3 protein-coding genes and 1 pseudogene are annotated in these 3,647 nt (G+C 71.5%); all 4 read right to left on the reverse strand.

Features of this window, described 5'->3' with window-relative positions:
* Positions 1-218: hypothetical protein (locus VFM98_RS25045; RefSeq protein WP_325112605.1), on the reverse strand; the 218-nt coding region annotated here is incomplete at its 3' end.
* A gap of 17 nt (positions 219-235) precedes the next feature.
* The gene (locus tag VFM98_RS25050) at positions 236-1,030 is read right to left on the reverse strand and encodes a (Fe-S)-binding protein (protein WP_325112606.1); all 795 of its coding nucleotides are present in this window, start codon (positions 1,028-1,030) and stop codon (positions 236-238) included.
* A gap of 121 nt (positions 1,031-1,151) precedes the next feature.
* Positions 1,152-2,798: pseudogene (gene lldP, locus VFM98_RS25055) on the reverse strand (L-lactate permease); the annotation flags it as partial.
* Positions 2,799-2,838: 40 nt separating this feature from the next.
* Positions 2,839-3,647 (reverse strand): (Fe-S)-binding protein (locus tag VFM98_RS25060; RefSeq protein WP_325112608.1); only part of this gene is annotated, 809 nt, incomplete at its 5' end.

Consider the following 3,647-nt stretch of genomic DNA (forward strand, 5'->3'; position numbering starts at 1 on the left):
CGGGCACCGGCACGGAGCACGTCGGCGCGCCAGCCGCGCGCGGCGGTTTCGAAGGAGGCGCACAGGGATGCCGGATCGATGCGCGCGCCGACGGCCCCGCGGCCGAAGGGCCCGGCGTAGTACGGGGCCAGGTCGGGCGGCGGCAGCGGCGCGGCCGGCGCGGCGCGCAGGGCGGCGAAGATGGCGTGGCGAGCGTTGCGGTTGTCGGGCAGGGGCATGGCCTGGGCCTCCGGGATCAGTCGGTGACGCAGCGCGCCGCGTCGTCGGCCCCGCCGCGCTCGCGCACGAAGCTCGCGAGGTGCACCAGCCGCGGCAGCGCCTCGCCGGCGGCGCGGCGCTTCTCCGCCGCGTGGTGCAGGTTCAGCAGGCAGCCGCAATCGGCGCTCACCACCACCTCGGCGCCGCTGTCACGCAGGGCATCGAGCTTGTCGCCCACCATCGCGCCGGAGATGTCGGGGTGGCGGGCCGCGAAGGTGCCGCCGAAGCCGCAGCACTCGGCCACGCGCGCCTGCTGCACGACTTCCACGCCCGGCAGCGCGCGCAGCAGCGCCTCGCTGGGCAGGTGCGTGCCCATTTCGCGGCGGGCGCTGCACGAGGTGTGCAGCGCCACCTTGACCGGCACTGCCGCGGGCGCGGCCGCAGCGGGCAGGCCCAGGCCGAGCACCTCCTGCGCGAACGCGGTCCACTCGACGATGCGCGCGGCCACGCCACGCGCCTGCGCCGCGAGCACGGCGTCGCCTTCGAACAGCTTCGGCCACTCGTGCTTCATCATCGCGGCGCACGAGCCCGAGGGCACCACGATGGGCCAGGGCTCGGGGAAGATCCCCAGCTGGGACTGCGCGACGCGGCGGGCTTCGTCGAAGAAGCCGGCACTGTAGGCGGGCTGCCCGCAGCAGCTCTGGGCCTGCGGGAACACCACCTCGATGCCCGCCTCCTGCAGCAGGCAGATCGCATCCACTCCCGCCTGCGGCGCCATCAGGTCGACCACGCAGGTGGCATAGAAGTACACCGTGGAGGGGCGCGCGCTCATGGCATCACGCACGCCGGCGGCGCAGGACCATCGCCAGCAGGGCCGCGCCGACCACCGCGGCAGCGCCCGCGATCCAGACCGGCATCGACGCACCCACGGACAGCGCCGCGCCCTGGCCTTCGTGGCCCGGGATCATCCAGGGCAGCACGTAGGCCTGCAGGGTGGTGATGATGCCCACGAGGCAGGCCAGCAGCAGGCTGTGCTTGACGGTGAAGCGGAACAGGTCCGCCTCCTTGCCGACCAGGCCCACGGCCGCCGTGGCGACGGCGATCGATTGCGGCGAGATCATCTTGCCGGTGACGCCGCCGGTGGTGTTGGCCGCCACCAGCAGCGTGTCGGGCACGCCGATCTGCTGCGCGGTGGTGGCCTGCAGGTTGCAGAACAGCGCGTTGGCGGAGGTGTCCGAGCCGGTCAGGAACACGCCCAGCCAACCGAGGAGGGGAGAGAAGAAGGTGAACGCCACGCCGGTGCCGGCCAGCAGCAGGGCGAGCGTGGCCGAGAGGCCCGAGTAGTTGGCGATGAAGGCGAAGCCCAGCACCATGCCGATCGAGTAGATCGGGCGGGTGAGTTCCTTGAACGTGGCGCCGAATTCGCGCACGGCGTCCATCGGCCGCATGCGCAGCAGCACGAGGCTGATGATGGCCGCGATCAGGATCGCGGTGCCGGTGGCGGACAGCCAGTTGAACGAGTACGACGCGGCGTACGGGCTGGCGGCCTTCACGATGGGCGGCATCTTGACGGCGAGCTTGTCGAGGAAGGGCACCGGCGTGGTGATCACCGTCCAGGCGAGCATCCCGCCCTTGGCGAACAGCGCCTTGAAGGGCTTGAGCGACCAGACCGTCACGACCAGGGTCAGGATGGCGAAGGGTGACCACGCCTTCAGGATAGCACCCAGCGAATGCTTCCTCTCCGCCCTGGCCACGGTCTCCTGGCCCGCGAAGCGGAAGATGCGCCTGGGCTTCCAGAAGCGCAGGAAGACGGACAGCGAGATCAGGCTCACGAGGGCCGAGGTGATGTCCGGCAGTTCCGGGCCGATGTAGTTGGCGGTGAAGTACTGGGTAACCGCGAAGGACACGCCGCACACCAGGATGGCGGGATAGGTCTCGCGGATGCCGCGCCAGCCGTCCATCATGGCGATCACCCAGAAGGGCACGAGCATCGACAGCAGCGGCAGCTGCCGGCCGGCCATCTGCCCGATGTGGAACGGGTCGAGCCCGGTCACCTGGCCGGCCACGATGATCGGGATGCCCATCGCGCCGAAGGCGACCGGCGCGGTGTTGGTGATCAGGCACAGGCCCGCGGCGTACAGCGGGTTGAAGCCCAGGCCCACCAGCAGCGCCGCGGTGATCGCCACCGGTGCACCGAAGCCGGCCGCGCCTTCGAGGAAGGCGCCGAAGGAGAAGCCCACCAGCAGCATCTGCAGCCGCTGGTCCTCGGTGAGCGACACCACCGAGGCCCGGATGATGTCGAACTGGCCGGTCTTCACCGTCACCTTGTAGAGGAACACCGCCGTCACGATGATCCAGGCGATCGGCCACAGGCCGTAGAAGAAGCCGTAGCCGGCCGAGGCCAGCGCCATGTCGACGGGCATGCCGTAGGCGAGCACCGCCACGCCGAGCGACAGGGCGACCGTGATGGTGCCCGCGATGTGCCCCTTCATGCGCAGGATCGCCAGCGCCACGAAGAAGAAGATGATCGGGATGGCGGCGACGAGCGCGGACAACCAGAGGTTGCCGAACGGGTCGTAGATCTGCTGCCAGGGTTGCATGGCGAGGGTCTCCTCGAAGGGTTGGTAAGGGGGCTGGAGGTCAGCAGGCGGCGCCGGCGGCGTCGGGACGGCTGCACTCTTCCAGGAGGTAGGCGATGGAGCGGTAGCTGCGCCCGGTGCGGTCGGTGAGGCCGATCTCGCAGGTCCGGTTGCTGGAGACGCCCGAGCAGCATCCCTCGGGCAGTTGCGCCGGCACGTGGCGCAGTGCGTGGGCGTTGAGCTCTGGCAGCTTGAATCCGAGCTCGCCGCCGAAGCCGCAGCAGGTGACGCCGTTCGGCTCCACGACCTGCTCGGTGCAGGCGCGCAGCACCTTGCGCAGCTTCTCGTCGGAGCCGGAGCGGCGCGCGCTGCAGTTCACGTGCAGCGCCACCGGGGCCGCGCTGCGCCGGATGCGCAGCCGCGGCAGCAGCGCGTCGTGCGCGAACTCGTGGAAGTCCAGCACCTGCAGCCGGCCGGCGAGGTGCTTCTTCATGCGCAGCGCGCAGGCGCTGCCATCCATGACGACGGGGTGGAAGCCGCCCTGGCTATCGGCGGCCGCGTGCAGCAGCGCCTCGGCCAGGGTGTCCGCCATCGTGGCGGCCTCCTGCGCGCGGCCCTTGCTGGCCAGCATCTGGCCGCAGCACAGGGACTCGACGCCCCGCGGCAGGCGCACCGCGTAGCCGGCGCGCTCGAGCACGGTCGTGACCACCTCGTGCAGCGACGGCTGGCCCGGCGTGCCGTCGCCGAAGATGCGGCCGCCGCAGGTCGGGTAGTAGACGACCGGATCGCCCGCGTGCGGGCGCGGCGCGGCGACGCTGCGGCCGGGCCGCGGCATCTGCTGCTTCCATGCGCCGCCGGTCAGGCGCGCCA

It is taken from the genome of Ramlibacter sp., assembly GCF_035706265.1.
GTDB lineage: Bacteria > Pseudomonadota > Gammaproteobacteria > Burkholderiales > Burkholderiaceae_C > Ramlibacter.

What these genes read in the sequence shown, in the direction of transcription:
- VFM98_RS25050 (WP_325112606.1), bottom strand. Translation starts at nt 1,030, where the DNA reads ATGAGCGCGCGCCCCTCCACGGTGTACTTCTATGCCACCTGCGTGGTC.